The 16,072-nt window shown below is 34.1% G+C and carries 18 protein-coding genes and 2 pseudogenes; 17 read left to right on the top strand and 3 right to left on the bottom strand.

All coding sequences use genetic code 11. The features are described from left to right. Window position 1 precedes the first annotated feature (1 nt). The 12 genes from EJF25_RS18975 (at window position 2) to EJF25_RS18920 (ending at window position 8,794) form a co-directional block, all read left to right on the top strand. Window positions 2-1,561, top strand: a complete 1,560-nt coding sequence (locus tag EJF25_RS18975; protein WP_007559152.1) for a DUF3945 domain-containing protein — start codon at window positions 2-4, stop codon at window positions 1,559-1,561. 4 nt (window positions 1,562-1,565) lie between these two features. Then, complete coding sequence (locus EJF25_RS18970; RefSeq protein ID WP_007559154.1) at window positions 1,566-2,675, top strand: toprim domain-containing protein; 1,110 nt, start codon at window positions 1,566-1,568, stop codon at window positions 2,673-2,675. Further along, the gene (locus EJF25_RS18965; RefSeq protein ID WP_005647342.1) at window positions 2,672-3,175 is read left to right on the top strand and encodes a PH domain-containing protein; all 504 of its coding nucleotides are present in this window, start codon (window positions 2,672-2,674) and stop codon (window positions 3,173-3,175) included. Before EJF25_RS18970 ends, EJF25_RS18965 begins: the two co-directional genes overlap by 4 nt. Next, the gene (locus EJF25_RS18960; RefSeq protein ID WP_007559156.1) at window positions 3,156-3,863 is read left to right on the top strand and encodes a hypothetical protein; all 708 of its coding nucleotides are present in this window, start codon (window positions 3,156-3,158) and stop codon (window positions 3,861-3,863) included. Before EJF25_RS18965 ends, EJF25_RS18960 begins: the two co-directional genes overlap by 20 nt. After that, complete coding sequence (locus EJF25_RS18955) at window positions 3,864-4,700, top strand: topoisomerase C-terminal repeat-containing protein (protein WP_007559158.1); 837 nt, start codon at window positions 3,864-3,866, stop codon at window positions 4,698-4,700. Next, on the top strand, window positions 4,697-5,050 hold the full coding sequence (locus EJF25_RS18950) for a hypothetical protein (protein WP_004295339.1): 354 nt from the start codon (window positions 4,697-4,699) through the stop codon (window positions 5,048-5,050). The genes EJF25_RS18955 and EJF25_RS18950 overlap by 4 nt, the downstream gene beginning before the upstream one ends. A gap of 11 nt (window positions 5,051-5,061) precedes the next feature. Beyond that, window positions 5,062-5,340, top strand: coding sequence for an HU family DNA-binding protein (locus EJF25_RS18945; protein ID WP_004295340.1), 279 nt, complete (start codon window positions 5,062-5,064; stop codon window positions 5,338-5,340). Beyond that, window positions 5,331-5,603, top strand: coding sequence for a hypothetical protein (locus EJF25_RS18940; protein WP_004295341.1), 273 nt, complete (start codon window positions 5,331-5,333; stop codon window positions 5,601-5,603). The genes EJF25_RS18945 and EJF25_RS18940 overlap by 10 nt, the downstream gene beginning before the upstream one ends. A 10-nt stretch (window positions 5,604-5,613) precedes the next feature. Further along, on the top strand, window positions 5,614-6,057 hold the full coding sequence (locus tag EJF25_RS18935) for a hypothetical protein (RefSeq protein WP_007559162.1): 444 nt from the start codon (window positions 5,614-5,616) through the stop codon (window positions 6,055-6,057). Between the two features lie 174 nt (window positions 6,058-6,231). Continuing rightward, window positions 6,232-6,456, top strand: coding sequence for a hypothetical protein (locus tag EJF25_RS18930; protein WP_004295344.1), 225 nt, complete (start codon window positions 6,232-6,234; stop codon window positions 6,454-6,456). A gap of 3 nt (window positions 6,457-6,459) precedes the next feature. Then, window positions 6,460-8,415: a type IV secretory system conjugative DNA transfer family protein gene (locus EJF25_RS18925; protein WP_004295345.1), complete on the top strand. Its 1,956-nt coding sequence runs from the start codon at window positions 6,460-6,462 to the stop codon at window positions 8,413-8,415. Further along, complete coding sequence (locus tag EJF25_RS18920) at window positions 8,408-8,794, top strand: helix-turn-helix domain-containing protein (RefSeq protein ID WP_007559164.1); 387 nt, start codon at window positions 8,408-8,410, stop codon at window positions 8,792-8,794. Before EJF25_RS18925 ends, EJF25_RS18920 begins: the two co-directional genes overlap by 8 nt. Before the next feature lie 434 nt (window positions 8,795-9,228). Here the strand turns inward: EJF25_RS18920 and EJF25_RS18915 are convergent, their stop codons facing one another. Together EJF25_RS18915 and EJF25_RS26655 are read right to left on the bottom strand one after the other, a co-directional pair. Then, a complete protein-coding gene (locus EJF25_RS18915) occupies window positions 9,229-9,657 on the bottom strand; it encodes a hypothetical protein (RefSeq protein ID WP_005780925.1) in 429 nt (142 codons plus the stop codon). Window positions 9,658-9,700: 43 nt separating this feature from the next. After that, the gene (locus EJF25_RS26655) at window positions 9,701-10,099 is read right to left on the bottom strand and encodes a hypothetical protein (RefSeq protein WP_370685730.1); all 399 of its coding nucleotides are present in this window, start codon (window positions 10,097-10,099) and stop codon (window positions 9,701-9,703) included. Window positions 10,100-10,183: 84 nt separating this feature from the next. Here EJF25_RS26655 and EJF25_RS18905 point away from each other — a divergent pair, with 84 nt between their 5' ends. Further along, entirely contained in the window at window positions 10,184-11,470 is a 1,287-nt protein-coding gene (locus tag EJF25_RS18905; RefSeq protein WP_009040242.1) for an IS1380-like element ISBf12 family transposase, read from the top strand. Between the two features lie 218 nt (window positions 11,471-11,688). Here the strand turns inward: EJF25_RS18905 and EJF25_RS26650 are convergent. Next, window positions 11,689-11,898 (bottom strand): annotated as a pseudogene (locus tag EJF25_RS26650) (MAC/perforin domain-containing protein); the annotation flags it as partial. 593 nt (window positions 11,899-12,491) lie between these two features. Here EJF25_RS26650 and EJF25_RS18895 point away from each other — a divergent pair. The 4 genes and pseudogenes from EJF25_RS18895 to EJF25_RS18880 all read left to right on the top strand — a co-directional run. Further along, window positions 12,492-13,658 (top strand): tetracycline-inactivating monooxygenase Tet(X2), encoded by a 1,167-nt coding sequence (locus EJF25_RS18895; RefSeq protein ID WP_008651082.1) that lies wholly within the window; start codon window positions 12,492-12,494, stop codon window positions 13,656-13,658. Window positions 13,659-13,892: 234 nt separating this feature from the next. After that, window positions 13,893-14,450, top strand: coding sequence for an exonuclease domain-containing protein (locus EJF25_RS18890; RefSeq protein ID WP_009135711.1), 558 nt, complete (start codon window positions 13,893-13,895; stop codon window positions 14,448-14,450). Window positions 14,451-14,469: 19 nt separating this feature from the next. Beyond that, window positions 14,470-15,378, top strand: a complete 909-nt coding sequence (locus EJF25_RS18885) for an IS1595-like element ISBbi1 family transposase (RefSeq protein ID WP_005807145.1) — start codon at window positions 14,470-14,472, stop codon at window positions 15,376-15,378. Window positions 15,379-15,416: 38 nt separating this feature from the next. Then, window positions 15,417-16,072, top strand: a pseudogene (locus EJF25_RS18880) (aminotransferase class I/II-fold pyridoxal phosphate-dependent enzyme); the annotation flags it as partial.

Below are 16,072 nucleotides of genomic sequence, written 5' to 3'. Positions count from 1 at the left end.
AATGGAAGAAAAGAAAAAATTTGAAGCTTTGCAATATAGTTATGAAAATGCCGGACAATTCCGAGCAATAGCAGCAATTCTTGGATATTCAGAAGAATATCGGAATGGTGATATTACCTTTTCCAAAGGTAATGAAACATATACTTATCCACTGAATACACTTAAACTTGGCAATTTAGGAGATAATAGAGAATCTTTATTAGAGCAATCTAAAGAAAGAATAATCAGTTTCTTTGATAAAGAACAAGCTAGCAATAATTTCCAAGAATATAGCCAATATTTACGAGAAAACCACAATGTTGCAATTATAAAATGGGATGATATAAAACAAGGTACTAACAAGAATGAAGGATATAAAGACGGATTTACAGTCATTGACCTTGAAAATAAAATTGCATATAAAGGAGAAGACCTTTATCGATATGCTTATGAACAAAACCAAACCCTAGATGGTAAAGGTTCATATGTTGATATAGACTGGAACAAGTTTAATGAAGTAGGAGTTAAACCGGAAAATTTAAGCCCCGAAGATATTGCAAACATCAAAAATGGGAAAAAAACAGGTATGCTAAATTTTTCCATTGAAGATACTCCCGGTAATAGAACACTTCTAGACAATGAAAAAGTGTCTTATAAAACAGAAAATGGAAAACTCCATTTTGAGGGGAAAGCAACAACTCTTAAATATATAACAGCCGAGAATACACCTGAAAATAAATCTAAATTAAAAACCAACGAAATTGATTTCAAAGAAGAAGGTAAACGCATCAAAATTGATGGTATCAATGCTAGAAAACTAGCAATCGCAGCTATTACAGTAGTTTACCCAATCGCTGGGATTGCTATCTTGCTCATTCCTAAACGACAAGAAATAAAAAATGATTTATCCTTTACTAAGGATGAAATAAAAGCCCTAAAAGCTGATAATGTCGTAGTAAAGACTAATTCAAAAGGAGAAAGAACATTGCACCAACGTGACAAAGATACTAATGAGATAGTATCAATAAAAGCAAAAGACATTCATATTCCCCAAAAACTTGGAGGAATAGAGCTTACTCCTATGCAGCAAGAAAATCTCAAAAATGGAAAAGAAATTACCATTGTAAACGAGGAACTAAACAAAGCTGCAAAAGTAAAACTAGATTTGAATGCCAGAAATGGATTATCAATCAAAGATGCAAATACTATAGAAATTAAAGCGACTGAAAAGAAAGAACAAACAATAGGGAAAGAAAGATATATATCTGATAAAGAAAGATTAGAGTTTGTAGCCCAAAAAGGAGCTAAAGGGATTGATGAAATTTTTAAAGATAAACCCACCGAAATGGCTGCCTTTTTAGAGAAACATAAACTTTCTAAAGATTATGCTTCTTACAAGGAAGTAGAAAAAACATATTCCAGCTCTAGGGAAGCTACTAAACAAACTGTCGGAGAACAAATATCTACCCAAATGGATAAAATAGATAGTTCTATTAAAGCAACAGCGAAGCAAGAAGCATCTATTCTCGGATATGGTAGAACCTACGGAAAAAATAATGATACTCCAACAATGAAACTATAATATTATGCTAACATTTGACGATTATAAGGCTAAAATATCCATCATTCAAATACTTGAAGATTTAGGATATAAACAAGACATTAGCAAAGGAAAGGTTTCGCCTGTTTTTAAACTGACAGACGGAGCAGGTAACAAGTTGGATGAAATCATCATCAAGAATCCTCATAGTGTACAAGAACACTACTATGATAGGAATTATAAAGGTGGAGATTTAATTCAGTTCATCAAAAATCATATTAACGACTTCCCACAATTCCAACATCAAAATACATTTGTGCGAATCAATATGATTTTAGGACATTACGCAAATGAGCCTTATAGTCCTAAATATGAAGCATTCAAAGTTGTAAAAGCAGAAAACAAATCTTTTGACAGAGATAGATATAAAGAATTTCCTACTACACTCGCTGATTTAAGATTTCTCACAAATGAAAGAAATATAAATCATCAAGTCGTAGAAAAGTTTCTACCATTTATCACAAGGGTTAAAGACTTACAAGGAAACGGCAATTATTATAATATAGGTTTTCCCTATATTAATCCAAAAGATAAAGACAACAAAGTAACAAATTACGAATTAAGAAACTATGGATTCAAAGGAATGGCTGCCGGAGGTGATAAAAGTAACTCGCTTTGGATTGCTGATTTTTGCCCACACCCCCAAATGGCAAAACATATATACTTTGCAGAATCCGCTTTAGATGCTATGAGCTTCTATCAGCTCAATGCTAACAAAATCAAATTAGAAGAAAGTGTTTTTTGTAGTGTAGGAGGGTACATTTCAGTTAATCAAATAAAAAACACTTTATTGCGATACCCACAAGCTAAAGTACATACCTGTTTTGATAATGATTTAAACGGTAATTTGTATGACATTAAAGTGTCTGGAATCATTAGTAATACAGAAATGACAATAAAAGAAAATAAAGATGATGTGCTGTTTAAAACTAAGGGTAGAGAATTCACTATTAACAAAAATGACGTTTCACTAGAAAGTTTTAGGGAAAAAAGCAAAATAATAGCTCCTATGATTTCTCATAAAGCAGAAAAAGCAAAAGATTTCAATGAAATTCTAATGAAACAACATGAACAAAAAAAAAGTATTAAGTTATGAATGATGGAACAAACATAGCTTCTGATGATATTATATTAAAGCCTAAATTCCGATATTGGTTAATGAAGAATTTCCTTTTAATCACATTAGCGATTTTCGTATTCATTTTTAGTAAATATATAAGAGAACATGAATTATTAAAATTTATCAGTGGAACGATATTAGTATTGTTGATATTTATAATTTTCTACAGATATATTTCAATGTTACTTTGTACAAAATGGATTATAACTAGAGAGCAAATAAAAATATATCAAGGAGTGCTTTCAAAAAGGATTAACTACATAGAATTATATCGTGTATATGATTATGAAGAAAAGCAAAGTTTTATCCAGTCTTTAATAAACAACACCAATATCTACATTTATTCTGGCGATAAATCAACACCAGAACTACTGATGAATGGTCTTAAAGCTAATAGTGATATAATTCAAACCATCAGAAATAGAGTAGAAGAACAAAAAAAGAAAAAAGGAATATATGAATTTACAAACAGATAATGATATGAAAAGAGTGCTTTTATTTTTTTCCCTAATGTTACTGTTAGGCAACATAAAAGGACTAGCACAATCTATTGTCATTGACCCGGTAATGATTGGAACATTGGTTTATTCCCATCAGGAGCAACAAGGTGTATTGAAAGACATACAAAGTGAGGAAACAAAAATCCGCAACTTTCAAATTTTAATCCAACAAAAAATGAATCAAATTCAATCCTTACAGGAGAAGACATACAACTATCTTTCTACAGTTAATGCAGTTGTGAAAAATGGAAAAGATATTATTTATGCTTCAACCTTAGCTAGAGACATAGCTAAATACCAATCCGAAGCAGCTAAATATGCAGTTGGAGACCCTAAATTATTAACCATAATTGCAAAAACAGAGTATGAGCTTATCAGTCGAAGTGTAGATTTAATGATATACATAAACAATATAGCATTGCAAGGCGGTGAAAAAAATCTTATGGATAATAAGCAAAGGATAGATTTATGTATTCATGTGGTCAATGAACTTAGACGAATGCGAGGACTTGCATACGCTGTATGCCGACAAATGAAATCCGCTAAAAGGGCTGGAGTACTAAAAACACTTGTACCCGGACAATTTAAATATGTAAATAGTGGGAAACAAAAAGTAGATAATATTTTAAACGGTATTAAATGGATTAGTAAAGGAGGATATTAAATGGATAATGATACAATCAAAGATTTAGGCTTATGCCCTATTTGCCAGAAAGGACACATAATGAAAGGCAGTTTAGGATATTCCTGTAATTACTTCAAAAACATGAATGACAAATGTACATTTAATATTTATCATTCATATTGGGGAAAAGAGATTACAGAAGAAATAGCCAGGCAATTAATAACAACAGGGAAAACAGATATATTTCATGACTTCCATAATAAAAAAGGAGTTCCTTTTTCTGCATATCTGACTATCGAAAATGGAATCGTTATTCCTTCTTTCGTAAATGAAGTATTAGAAACTCCGTGTCCTGTGTGTGGTAGAGAAATTGAAATTTTACTAAATGGATATGCTTGTAAAGGGTATTCACAAAAGGACAAGGACAACAACAGAGTTTGTAACCTCTATATACCCAAAACTATTGCACAAAGAGAAATACCATTGGAAGCAGCAGAAATACTTGCCAGAGGAAAAAAAACACCGTTTATGACTGGATTTAAATCAAGAGAAGGAAATGATTTTTCTTCACGGCTGGTTCTAACAGAGAACTTAGATATTTCTTTTGACAATACATTGTGTAAGTGTCCTAAGTGTGGAGGAAACTTATATATAAACAAAAAAGCCTATAATTGTTCCAACTATAGAAATGAAGCCATAAAATGTGATTTTGTCATTTGGCGTGAAATGTCAGGACGTTCTATAACTCCCGAAGAAGCAATAGAACTTTGCGAGAAAAAAGAAACACCTGTGTTAACTGGATTTCATGATAAAAACGGGCAACCGATGGAAAGAAAGCTTGTACTGAACGATGATTTTAAAATAAAACTAATATGAAAATAGAATTTATAATTTATAGCCATTTTTTTAAAGAGAGAGGAATGAAGGTAAAGGGTGATTGGAATTTTCCGCATCTTCCAAGGATAGGCGAAGAAATTTCACCTCACATTATAATGTTTCAGAATGAATTTACCTATCAAAATTTATTAGAATATCTAACAGATGAAGCTAAAAGTGATTTTAATAAATTCAATGATGGTGAAGATGATTTAGAAGGGAATTTTAAAGCATGGGTATATGATGTTATCTGTGAGGTCAATATAGTTGAATCAATACATTATAGACCAGATACAGAAGACTATACCCAAATTATTCCTGAAATTTGTTTAAGTGATTTAAGTAATTAAATATTATTGATATGCAAATGAATAAGACTGATTTAATCAAAATGGTTGCTGAAAAGGCAAATAAACCAACAAAAGAAGTAGCAGAAATAATTGATAGTTTTTTCAAAGAATTATCTCAAAATCTAAGAGAAAAAGATGTTTCTATAAAAGATTTTGGTACTTTCAAAAAGATTATTCAGCCAGCTCGGATAGCTAGAAATCCGGCAACTGGAGAACCTGTAGAAGTTCCAGAAAAGGAAGTTGTTAAATTTAAGCCGTCCAAAAATATACTAAACATGAAATGGCTATGATAGAAATAAACATCCATATTCCTATAGATGGTGTGAACAATATTTCTATACCAATCCAATTACCTGTAGTTCCAAGGGTTGGAGAAAAGATTTATCTATCTGACAAACAAATAAATAATTTGATAAGTCTATTAGAAGAAGAATATTACCACAATCCACAAACAGAAGAATGGAAAGAATCAATAAGACGGTTCACCAATATTGAGGAAGTAGCATATAATGCTGCAAATGGAACGATACACATTGAATTATCAACTATTTAAAAGAAACAATATGAAAAAGTATTTATCATTAGTAATGATTGGTTTAAGCCTTATGTTGTCTGGATGCAATAAAGACGATAACAACGACCCTGATACTCCACCTACAGGAGATACAGGAAAAGTACGTTATGAAGCTACCGTAAGCGACCCAGAAAATTTCAAACTTCTAATACATTATACAGTAGGAGTAGATATTTCTTCCGAAGCTCCCGAAGAAGCTGCCAAAGAAACTATTGTAGAAAGTCCATTCACATTTGAGCAAGAAGCCAAACAAGGAACATATTTATGGCTATCTGCCTACCCTATACCTAAAGATGAAGAAAACCTTGAAAATTTACAGCTACCTAAGACAGTCGAAGTAAAAATTTTTATTGATGATAAGCTGCATAAGTCTAACAGTGGTGAAAATTATGCAATGGTTCAACATATATTCGGACAGGAAAATTACCAGTAGAATTGATACCTTTTCTGCCTGCACTGGAGAGAAACCGGGAAGGTATTTGATACCGTACTTTTCCGGGTTCTGCCCGGCATGGACGATAAGAGAACATTATTATGATACCAAAAAATAAAAACCAATACCACTCTCACTGCATAAAAGAGTGGTATTTTCATTTGAATTAATAAAATGAAAGACCAAAAAAGATTATTACACAAGTGCCTATTAGAAGACATTCCAGCTTTTGTAATATGCGGAACAGATATTTGTTCCGTCCAAGCAATGGAAGCATATTACCAGATAGCAGTAGAAAAAGGTTGCAATAGCAATTTTTTAGAAGACTTGAAATTAGCTATAGAAGATTTCAAGGCTTTTCAATGTGAGGAACCTGAAAAAGTTAAAATACCCGATTAAATCATGGAAGAAAGCAAAGAATTACAAAAACTATATGGATTCATGCAAGCATTCATTTATATAACTGTTTGCATAGAGATTCTACTATTTGTTCATTTTCCCTTTAGTGAACAAATTATGCCCTTATTATCAAAAATGGCAAAAATTCCTATCTATTCTAATATTCTTTATAGTAAACTATTTACATTCTTTATTATAATGGTTACTTGCATTGGAACACGTTCAAAAAAGGATTTAGAATTAGACCCGACTAAACAAATCATTTTTCCTTTAATCTTTGGATTCATAATGTTCTTTGGAAGTATATGCTTTCTTTTCTTTAAAGAAAAAGGAGAAACTAGTTTAGAATGGTATAATATAGCTTACATTATACTATCAATAATTGGAGCGACATTAATAAATTCAGCTCTAGATAACATTTCCAAACGTATTAAATCAAACTTTATGAAAGATAGATTTAATATAGAGAATGAAAGCTTTGAACAATCTAAAGACAAGGTAGAAACAGAATTCTCTGTCAATATTCCGATGAAGTTTTTCTACAATAGAAAGTGGCATAATGGGTGGCTGAATATATGTAACTGTTTTCGTGGAACTTTCGTAATAGGAACGCCTGGAAGTGGTAAATCTTTTTCTGTTATAAATTCTTTTATAAGACAACATTCAGCTAAAGGATTTGCAGAAGTTGTTTACGACTTCAAATTTCCTGAACTTGCCAAAATTGCATATTATAATTATCAAAAGAACAAGCAATTAGGAAAAATACCAAGTAATTTCAAGTTCAATGTCATTAATTTTTCTGATATTGAATATAGTAGAAGAATAAACCCATTGAAACGAGAATATATAGAAATCCTAGCAGATGCAACAGAAACGGCAGAAGCATTATATGAGAGTTTACAAAAAGGCGACAAAGGAAGTGGAGGTAATAGCGATTTTTTTAAAACATCAGCAGTAAACTTGTTAGCAGCTTCTATTTATTTTTGGTCTAGATACGAGAATGGCAAATATTCAGATTTACCGCATGTACTGGCTTTCCTTAATCAAGAATATGACGTACTTTTTAAAGTCCTCTTTTCCGAACCTGAATTAAAATCACTAGTTTCCCCATTTGAAGCTGCATATAAATCAGGAGCAGTGGACCAATTAGAAGGACAGATGGCAAGTCTAAAAGTACAGTTATCAAGACTGGCTACTAAAGAATCTTTTTGGGTATTTAGTGGCAATGATTTCAATTTAAAAGTATCAGATAAAAAAGACCCTAGTTATCTTATCATTGCAAATAACCCTAAAACACAAAGCATGAATAGTGCTTTAAATGCACTTATCATTAACCGATTAACTAGACTTGTCAATACAAAAGGTAACTACCCTACTTCAATCATAGTAGATGAATGTCCCACATTATATTTTTATCAACTTGCAACACTACTTTCTACTGCACGTAGCAATAAGGTTTCAATTTGTTTGGGATTACAGGAACTACCGCAATTAGAAGAACAATACGGCAAAGCTACCGCAAAAACTATAACTTCTATTATAGGTAACACTTTATCCGGGCAAGCTAAAGCTCCTGAAACTTTAGATTGGCTACAAAAACTATTTGGAAAAGTTAAGCAAGTAAAAGAAGGTGTTACTATCAGAAGAAACGAAACAACAATTAATATGAATGAACAAATGGATTTTGTTATCCCGGCATCCAAAATATCTTCATTACAAGCTGGTACATTAGTAGGGCAAGTTGCATTAGATTTTGGACAAGAAGATAATTTTCCAACAGCGATGTACCATTGCAAAACCAATTTAGATTTAAAAAAAATTAAGAAAGAAGAAGAAGCCTACAAAGAACTGCCAAAAGTATATAACTTTGGGACAGCAGATAATAGAGAGAAATTACTGCAAAAAAACTTTAAGAGAATATACGACGAAGTAGAAACAGTAATAGAACAATATGTATAACATTACATTACCAATTTTAGGCACAAGGTTAAAGCAAATCCGAGAGCATATAGGATATTCCCAAGCTCAATTAGCAGAACAGCTGAACTGTAAACAAAATGCGATTTCAAATCTTGAACTAGGAAAAGGGGGCAGCCTAAAACTTTTATTTCAAGTGCTGAATTTTTATTCTAACTATGTTTTTATAGATTTAATATTTAGTGAAAAGTTTTATCTGATTTCTAATACAGAAGAAGATGAAGCGCAAAAAGCCAATTATAATTCTGTTATAATAGAAATTATAAGACAATCAGAAAAAAACTATGAGGATGCTATGTCAAACGCTAAAAAAGAGCTAGAAGCTAATCTTCAAAAAGCCATCAATTTATTACAGCCCTAATAAAATAAAAGAGAGTACAAAATACTCTCTTTTATTTTCCAATATTACTTTAAAGAATTTGTGATACCTATTCTTTTGGAGTTCTGGCACTGATGGGCGTATATAGCATGATGAAATGATACCGAATTATCGTCCCTGGTACACCCTGAAGAACTCCTTTTTGATACCAAATACAAAAAGCTGCTGGAAGCCGGACACAAAGAATTGATACCATAAAACTATAGGGAAAAAGAAGAAGGACAAAATGCCATATTATATATAAATAATATGAATATGTGATTAATATCCTTCACTCCCCGAAACCCAGAAAGAGCAACACGAGAATCTTCTTTTCCCTATGTCCATTTCATAAAAATGATACCAGTATAATAACAAATACTTATAATATGAAAAGAGAGCATCCAAATACATACCTTTTAACAATACAATCGAAATCAATCTATCCTATCTAATTCTATTATAGCTACTTTCTCTTTATCTGGACTTGCTTCATTTTGTATAAGAGTTATATGTTTTTGGGTATAGCTTTTAATAACCCAAGGAGCACCACCTAAATATAAAGCATTGCTATTAAATATGATATATTTTCCTTCTATTTTGTAAGTAATATCAATTTCATCGTAACTTTCCCAATTTACTTTCCCCGATTGAGTATCTATAAATTGCATACCTACTCCCATATTGGGAACTACCCAAGCATCACAACGACCTGTACCACGCCATGAGGTTTGATATAGTTTTTGGGGAGTAAGTTCTCCTATTTGTACCTCTGGATTTTTATCATCACAACTTGTAAAACTTATGTTTACTAAAAATAATGCCCAAAGCATTAATAAGCAAGATTGTTTAAAATAATGTACCATGTATTAAAATAGATTATATTAATATAAATACCAGACTTCAAAATTACAATCCTATAATTGTGTATAGATTTGCTAATGTTGCTATTGAAATCTGTTTTTCTACTAAATTAGAAGCCCATGAACTAAGACCATATACTTCCAGCAAACTCTCATCTCTTTCATCTGCAAAAAATGAAAAACAGAGTTTGGTAGTTGGGTCGTATAAATATTCCATATTAGTTGCCTCATGATAGTACTTACAGAAACCTTTTTCATTGAAGTTCTCCAAAACCATACATAGCGGAGAACGCATTTGAGGATTAATACGCTTTCTAGTATTATAACTTATCTGAATATCAGAGCTGAAATACCTTGATATTTCTGCCGATATAATTTGGGCTTTTTTGATAAACCTTAATTCCGCAACACTATTATAAATTAAACTTTTTAAGTACCTGAGCAACAAAAAGTTGCTCAGGATTTTGCCATGTCAGAATTTTCACTTATCTTAGTGTTGCAAAAAAAACAAGAGAATCCGACGATAGACATGGCGAAGATACAAATTAAATCTGAGAGACTCACTCCTTTTGGGGGATTATTTTCAATCATGGAGCAATTTGACTCCACATTATCATCTGTAATCGACTCAACCCTCGGTCTAAGGTGTAGATCGTTCGGTTATCAGTACAGCGAAATCATCCGTTCTCTCATGAGTATCTACTTCTGTAGCGGTTCATGTATTGAGGATGTCACTACTCATTTGATGAACCACCTCTCGCTTCATCCGACACTTCGCACTTGTAGCTCTGATACTATCCTCAGGGCGATAAAGGAGTTGACGCAAGAAAACATTTCATACACATCAGATATGGGCAAGACCTACGATTTCAATACGGCTGACACTCTCAATACTTTATTGCTCAATTGTATATTTGCATCTGGCCAACTGAAAGAGGGTGAGATGTATGATGTTGATTTCGACCATCAGTTCATAGAGACAGAGAAGTATGATGCAAAGCCTACATACAAGAAGTTCCTTGGTTATCGCCCTGGCGTGGCGGTTATTGGCGATTTGATAGTCGGTATAGAGAATAGCGATGGTAACACAAATGTTCGTTTCCATCAGAAGGACACGCTGAAGAGGTTCTTTGCGAGATTTGAACAGAATGGGCTCACTATCAATCGCTTCAGAGCTGATTGTGGATCATGTTCCGAGGAAATCGTGGAGGAAATAGAAAAACACTGCAAGTCCTTCTATATCCGTGCTAACCGCTGCAGTTCGATCTACAATGACACCTTTGCTCTCAAAGGCTGGAAAACTGAGGAAATCAATGGCATTGAGTTTGAATTGAACTCTATCCTTGTTGAGAAGTGGAAAGGTAAGGCATATCGACTTGTGATTCAAAGACAGAAACGGATGGATGGTGTGCAGGATTTTTGGGAAGGAGAATACACATACCGTTGTATCCTGACTAACGACTATGATTCTTCCGTAAGAGAAATTGTCGAGTTCTATAACCTTCGTGGAGGAAAGGAACGTATCTTCGATGATATGAACAATGGTTTCGGGTGGGACAGATTGCCCAAATCCTTCATGGCAGAGAACACAGTGTTCCTTCTTCTTACAGCACTTATCCGTAACTTTTACAAGGCCATTATTCAAAGACTTGACGTAAAGAAGTTCGGGCTCAATGCAACAAGTCGCATAAAAGCGTTTGTCTTCAGGTTTATCTCTGTACCAGCCAAGTGGATCAGGACATCAAGGCGGTATGTGCTGAACATCTATACCTGTAATAATGCTTACGCAGATGTTTTCCAGACTGATTTTGGATAATGCCTACAACTTATGGGAATGATATTGTGTATTGCCTCAAGTCACATTGTGGGGTAAGGGGATATTGTAGGCAGAAGTGGGTGCTTCAAGTTCAAATTATCTGCAAATTCAGTAATGAGAGGACGTGTAAACGCAATAAGGACGTTCAAGGGCTTAGTTGCGGATTTGAGGATAAAAACATTATCATCTTCATTTTGCCTTAATTCCGCATCCGTAGCATTACTTTTACTCAATACTATTTGGTCACCCTGTCTTGTTGTTAACACAGCAGCTACATCATATAAACTTTCTCCCGAAGCAGATGTCTTTGTCAATACTCTTGCAATCGTAATAGACGGAGTATAAAGTCTTGTAACAGGAAGAAGAATTTCCTTAGAAGTATCATCAAAACGTCTTTGAAAGTTTCTTTCCAGTACAAAATCCGACATTGGATATAATCCTTCTTCTATTAAATCAATCACTGTATGATTTTTTGAATCATTTAATGATTTTCTCCAAGATTGCAAGTTTATATTTATGTCTTTAAGTGCCATTGTAGTATTCACTACACCTGTTTCATCTTGAATACCACCCAATGTTTTTACACGTATAAATATATCTTGTCTTTTGTAAACTGTAGAATCAAAAGTACCATCCTTTCCATTAAATCCGAACGACCCATTAAGTGAATCACCTTTATATACAAGTGAAGCATTAATATTTTTCTCTAAGGATTTAGTTTTCTGTTCAAAATTTACTTTAATTTTTAATTACCAAGGCTTGCTGAAATACATAAAATGTGAATTATTTGAATACAAAGATACTAAAAATTCCTTCACATAACATCGCATTGGCAAAATGGCAGGTTAAGTGCTAAATTGAAAGTTTCTGCATTTTATTCCGCCGAATGTGTTCCACATTCGCTTTTTATTTGTAAGTTAGCTCTGTGGAAACACATCGGCTACGTTCTCGCTAAATTGAACTTTTTGTCCAATTTATCCGCCACTTCGCCAATGCGTTTCCCGTTATGTGCCATTTTTGAATGACAATGCGAATAGATACAGACAAACAAATGAATTTACTTAGTGATAAGAACGTTGCAATAATTGGTGGTGGACCCGTTGGACTGACTATGGCAAAATTATTACAGCAAAACGGCATAGACGTTTCAGTTTACGAAAGAGACAACGACCGAGAGGCAAGAATTTTTGGTGGAACCCTTGACCTACACAAAGGTTCAGGTCAGGAAGCAATGAAAAAAGCGGGATTGTTACAAACTTATTATGACTTAGCCTTACCAATGGGTGTAAATATTGCTGATGAAAAAGGCAATATTTTATCCACAAAAAATGTAAAGCCCGAAAATCGATTTGACAATCCTGAAATAAACAGAAATGACTTAAGGGCTATCTTGTTGAATAGTTTAGAAAACGACACGGTTATTTGGGATAGAAAACTTGTTATGCTTGAACCTGGTAAGAAGAAGTGGACACTAACTTTTGAGAATAAACCGAGTGAAACAGCAGATTTGGTTATTCTTGCCAATGGCGGGATGTCCAAGGTAAGAAAATTTGTTACCGACACGGAAGTTGAAGAAACAGGTACTTTCAATATACAAGCCGATATTCATCAACCAGAGATAAACTGTCCTGGATTTTTTCAGCTATGCAATGGAAACCGGCTAATGGCATCTCACCAAGGTAATTTATTATTTGCTAACCCCAATAATAATGGTGCATTGCATTTTGGAATAAGTTTTAAAACACCTGATGAATGGAAAAACCAAACGCAGGTAGATTTTCAAAACAGAAATAGTGTCGTTGATTTTCTTCTGAAAGAATTTTCCGATTGGGACGAACGCTACAAAGAATTGATTCATACGACGTTGTCATTTGTAGGATTGGCTACACGGATATTTCCTTTAGAAAAGCCTTGGAAAAGCAAGCGCCCATTACCCATAACAATGATTGGGGATGCCGCACATTTGATGCCGCCTTTTGCAGGGCAGGGAGTAAATAGTGGGTTGGTGGATGCCTTGATATTGTCTGATAATCTAGCCGATGGAAAATTTAATAGCATTGAAGAGGCTGTTAAAAATTATGAACAGCAAATGTTTATCTATGGCAAAGAAGCACAAGAAGAATCAACTCAAAACGAAATTGAAATGTTTAAACCCGACTTTACGTTTCAGCAATTGTTAAATGTATAAAATGGAATAAAACGGCACATAACAAACAAATTGGCAATAGAGCCGGTGAAGTACTTCTATTGAACTTTTGTGCAATGTTGAAGATTAGTAATTCTATTCAACATTTGTGCTAAAAGTCGGCTCCATCGCCAATTTGCCAAACGTTATATGCCATATTACACCAAAACTCGTCTGAATTATACAAAATGAACTATGTTTAACTTTTTTAAACCTAAACCAAAAAATCAAATTGAAATGGAAGTTTCGGGAATAAATCCTGAAACAAACAATGAATTTCTATTCTATAATTTTATCGAAAATACACCAAACTATATTCTTGAACCTTGGCTAAAAAAAGCAAAACAAGTTGGTTATAAAGTAAAACCTCAATACGAACAAGCGATTTTGCAAAAATTGAAATTCAATCAATTTAAAAATCCTCATACATTCCCTGAGTACTTTGAAAATAAATTTGATTTTATTGCTATTGACTTTGAGACAGCAAATAACAGTAGATTAAGTGCTTGTGCAATCGGATTATGCTTCGTGAAAAATGACACAATAGTTTATTCGACAAAACACTATATAAATCCACCAAAATCAGAAAAGTTTTTAAAAACTCATACTTCAATACACGGAATTTCATATGAAGATGTAGAATTTTCCCTTAATTTTCAAGAATTATGGGAAGACGAACTTTCTAAATATCTTTCATCTAATTTATTAATTTTTCATAATGCGAGTATGGACTTGAGTGTTTTGAAAAATCTATCTGATTCTCCGCAAACACACCTAATATTTTTAGTATATTAGCGCTCAAAAAGCAGGGATTATGAACATATTCAGTTTTACGGCTCATTTCGGTTCGGAGGAAGATTGTCGTTTGCATTTCAAGGAGCAGCGTGATAAGGAAGGGGTTGTCTGCAAGCGATGCGGGGGCACTTCCCATTATTGGTTACAGGGTAAATGGAGTTATGAATGCAAAGGTTGCCGTTTCCGCACCTCGTTGCGCAGCGGTACGATCATGGAGAGCTCCAAGCTGCCGTTTCTGGTGTGGTACAAAACGATGTTCCTGATGAGTTGCACAAAAAAGGGATTCTCCACCAACGAACTCCAGAAGCAATTAGGATTGAAGCGTTACGAACCGGTATGGGCGATGGTACACAAACTCCGCAGGGCGATGGGCAACCGGGATGCAAGGTATACACTGGAAGGGATGATAGAACTGGATGAGGGTTACTTTTCGGTGGCCAGTAAGGAAATCGAGCGAGGCAAGGGTACACGTGGCCGGGGAGCCGAGGGAAAGCAGAACGTTGCGGTGATGGCCGAAAGCACCCCGTTGGAAGATATCGAAACGGGCAAAAAGGAGAAGCATGTGCGTTATTTCAAGGCCAGGGTACTGGATAGCCATCAAAGTGAAGGAATCAACGGCGTGGTCAGGGACTGCATGGAGGATGATGCCATCGTATTTTCGGACAAAAGCACTTCTTACGTTGACATCTCCGATCTGGTGGAATTGCACGTCACCGAGAAATCAGACGCCAAAACCACCAAGGAAACACTCAAATGGGTGCATATCGCAATCAGTAATGCAAAACGGACATTGCTGGGCAACTACCATAAAATCAAAAGGAAATACTTACAGTTGTATCTCAACGAGTTTATTTACAAATTAAACAGACGGTATTTTGGAGACAAACTCTTTGACAGACTAGTAATTGCGAATATAACAGGTGCATAAACGGATAATCAGAATCTTTAAACATCCTAATTAACTACCTGCGGATTTTAGGTATAAAACGAATTGGGCATAACGACCTAGAATATTTGGAGAAGGTACTAAAAGAAGTCAAAGGGCAATATCAAACTAAACTTGTAATAATAGATGGTGTATATTCCCAGGATGGGGATTTGTCTTTACTTCCGGAAATTATTACTCTTTGCAAGACTTATGAAACCATGCTGATGTTAGATGATGCACATGGAATAGGAGTAATGGGAGCCAATGGCAGAGGAACAGCTGAATACTATAACTGTTTAGGTCAAATTGATATTATTACTGGCACATTCAGCAAGTCATTTGGTTGCGTAGGGGGATTTGCAGCAGCTTCGAAGAAGATAATACAATACTTGAAATTTTATGCGGACAGCAATGTGTTTTCAGCAGCCCCTACCCCACAAGTCACAGCATCCATACTAAAAGCTTTAGAGATTATAAAAAAAGAACCACAAATAAGAACCAAACTTTGGGAAAATACGAACTATCTTAGAAAACGGTTGAAAGAAGAAGGGTTCGACATAGGAAAATCTGTTTCCCCTATTTTTCCTATTATGATAAGAGATAATAAAAAGGTTACGAATTGCTAAAATGTTGCAAGAAAAAGTATCTTTACAATTGGAATTGTATATCCGGCTGTAAGAACCAAAGAAGCAAG

The sequence above is a fragment of the Bacteroides faecalis genome, assembly GCF_003865075.1.
GTDB lineage: Bacteria > Bacteroidota > Bacteroidia > Bacteroidales > Bacteroidaceae > Bacteroides > Bacteroides faecalis.
Note: the sequence above shows the minus strand (reverse complement) of the source record. Positions and strands in the feature narration are given on the sequence as shown.

Coding starts and splice junctions, on each gene's coding strand:
- EJF25_RS18975 (WP_007559152.1), top strand. CDS start 2: ATGGAAGAAAAGAAAAAATTTGAAGCTTTGCAATATAGTTATGAAAAT.
- EJF25_RS18970 (WP_007559154.1), top strand. CDS start 1,566: ATGCTAACATTTGACGATTATAAGGCTAAAATATCCATCATTCAAATA.
- EJF25_RS18965 (WP_005647342.1), top strand. CDS start 2,672: ATGAATGATGGAACAAACATAGCTTCTGATGATATTATATTAAAGCCT.
- EJF25_RS18960 (WP_007559156.1), top strand. CDS start 3,156: ATGAATTTACAAACAGATAATGATATGAAAAGAGTGCTTTTATTTTTT.
- EJF25_RS18955 (WP_007559158.1), top strand. CDS start 3,864: ATGGATAATGATACAATCAAAGATTTAGGCTTATGCCCTATTTGCCAG.
- EJF25_RS18950 (WP_004295339.1), top strand. CDS start 4,697: ATGAAAATAGAATTTATAATTTATAGCCATTTTTTTAAAGAGAGAGGA.
- EJF25_RS18945 (WP_004295340.1), top strand. CDS start 5,062: ATGCAAATGAATAAGACTGATTTAATCAAAATGGTTGCTGAAAAGGCA.
- EJF25_RS18940 (WP_004295341.1), top strand. CDS start 5,331: ATGGCTATGATAGAAATAAACATCCATATTCCTATAGATGGTGTGAAC.
- EJF25_RS18935 (WP_007559162.1), top strand. CDS start 5,614: ATGAAAAAGTATTTATCATTAGTAATGATTGGTTTAAGCCTTATGTTG.
- EJF25_RS18930 (WP_004295344.1), top strand. CDS start 6,232: ATGAAAGACCAAAAAAGATTATTACACAAGTGCCTATTAGAAGACATT.
- EJF25_RS18925 (WP_004295345.1), top strand. CDS start 6,460: ATGGAAGAAAGCAAAGAATTACAAAAACTATATGGATTCATGCAAGCA.
- EJF25_RS18920 (WP_007559164.1), top strand. CDS start 8,408: ATGTATAACATTACATTACCAATTTTAGGCACAAGGTTAAAGCAAATC.
- EJF25_RS18915 (WP_005780925.1), bottom strand. CDS start 9,657: ATGGTACATTATTTTAAACAATCTTGCTTATTAATGCTTTGGGCATTA.
- EJF25_RS18905 (WP_009040242.1), top strand. CDS start 10,184: ATGGCGAAGATACAAATTAAATCTGAGAGACTCACTCCTTTTGGGGGA.
- EJF25_RS18895 (WP_008651082.1), top strand. CDS start 12,492: ATGACAATGCGAATAGATACAGACAAACAAATGAATTTACTTAGTGAT.
- EJF25_RS18890 (WP_009135711.1), top strand. CDS start 13,893: ATGGAAGTTTCGGGAATAAATCCTGAAACAAACAATGAATTTCTATTC.
- EJF25_RS18885 (WP_005807145.1), top strand. CDS start 14,470: ATGAACATATTCAGTTTTACGGCTCATTTCGGTTCGGAGGAAGATTGT.